The following is a 1,379-nucleotide window of genomic DNA, read 5'->3' as shown; positions in this document are numbered from 1 at the left end:
CGTAAGCCACGCGTCGAAAACCTGCTGCCCGGGCACCGTGACGCGCAGCACGCGCGGGCGGGCAGCGCGTTCGATCCAGCCGTGGGCGCAGAAGCTGTCGAGCAGCGCCGCGCCGAGGGCGCCGCCGAGATGCGAGCGCCGTTCGCTCCAGTCGAGACAGCCGCACGCGAATCGGCGTCGGCGCGCGCGTTGCTGCGCGACATCGATGCCCCATTGCGCGAGCGCCTGCGTGCCGAGCTCGGTGGTGTCGATCGCGTCGCCGTTGGCGAGCAGCCAGCCGCGCGCGGTGAGACCGTCGAAGATGCGTACCGCGAGTTCGCCGGCCATGTGGTCGTAGCAGGTACGTGCGTAGCGCAGTTCGGCCGGAACCGCGCGCGACGGCGGCGGAACCGGGCGATGCGGCGCGGCCGCGCGGGCGACGTTCGCCAGCGCTTCGAGCGAGGCCGCGATGTCGGCCGACGCAATGCGGTAGTAGCGATGCCGGCCGCGCACGTCCAAGGCCAGCAGGCCGCCCTCGGTCAGGCGCGCGAGGTGCGCGCTGGCCGCGGACGGCGACAGCCCCGCGATCATCGTCAGCTCGCCGGCCGGCCGTGCGCTGCCGTCCATCAGCACCCACAGCATCGCGGCGCGGCCCGGATCGGCGATCAGTGCGCCGATGCGGCTCAGGCCCGGAAAATGGTGGTCGTCTTGGTCAGTCATCGTCGTGTCTCGTCGAGCGGGATGAGAGGCAGTGTAGTTCGTGCGCGCATTCGATGTTTCGCTTCCGGATGAAATGTCGGATGCAGCGGTTTTGACGCCGTGGCCGGCCGGACCGTGGGCCGTCGCGGGCCACGCGTAGAATGGCCGGACGCGGCGGCAACGGGCCGCCGCATGTGACGCGATGCAACGATGAAGACGATTTTCTGCATGTTGGCGGCCGCGTTCATCTGCGCGGCCTGTGCGCAGGGTGGCGCGGGTGCGACCGGCGAGCGCGGCGGCAGTATCGAGATGTACGGGACGATCGACCAGGGCATCACGGTGCGCCGCTGACCGGCGCCGGTTCGGGCGCGAGCCGGCATGGCCGCCGGAGCCCCGCCACGCGGGGCTGGCCGCGCCGCGTTGCCGCAGTGCAACGTATAATGGCCCGATCACAGCGCCCCTGCCGCCTGGAGCCACAACAATGCCCCAACCGTCCCCCGTGCCGGCCGCCCTCGACCGCACCGAAACCGTATTCCGCTTCCTTGCCGAGCCTTCGTCCGTGAACTTCGGCGGCAAGGTGCATGGCGGCGCGCTGATGAAGTGGATCGACGAGGTCGCGTATGCGTGCGCGGCCGTCTGGTCGAGCCGCTATTGCGTGACGGTCAGCGTCGGCAACATCCGTTTTCAGCGCCCGATCCTGG

3 protein-coding genes are annotated in these 1,379 nt (G+C 70.7%); 2 read left to right on the top strand and 1 reads right to left on the bottom strand.

The features are described 5' to 3' along the window. On the bottom strand, window positions 1-699 hold a 699-nt coding region (locus JMF90_RS37170), incomplete at its 3' end, for a helix-turn-helix transcriptional regulator (RefSeq protein WP_201326349.1). A 189-nt stretch (window positions 700-888) separates the two neighbouring features. Between JMF90_RS37170 and JMF90_RS37165 the strand changes: the two genes are divergently transcribed. Both JMF90_RS37165 and JMF90_RS37160 read left to right on the top strand, forming a co-directional pair. Further along, a complete protein-coding gene (locus JMF90_RS37165; protein ID WP_166488149.1) occupies window positions 889-1,029 on the top strand; it encodes a hypothetical protein in 141 nt (46 codons plus the stop codon). A 130-nt stretch (window positions 1,030-1,159) separates the two neighbouring features. Then, a partial coding sequence (locus JMF90_RS37160) for an acyl-CoA thioesterase (RefSeq protein WP_305790775.1) occupies window positions 1,160-1,379 on the top strand: 220 nt, incomplete at its 3' end.

Source organism: Burkholderia sp. E168m23 (genome assembly GCF_016586125.1).
GTDB classification, from domain to species: Bacteria; Pseudomonadota; Gammaproteobacteria; order Burkholderiales; family Burkholderiaceae; genus Burkholderia; species Burkholderia orbicola.
This window is presented reverse-complemented; position numbering and strand designations above follow the sequence as displayed.

Coding starts and splice junctions, on each gene's coding strand:
- JMF90_RS37165 (WP_166488149.1), top strand. CDS start 889: ATGAAGACGATTTTCTGCATGTTGGCGGCCGCGTTCATCTGCGCGGCC.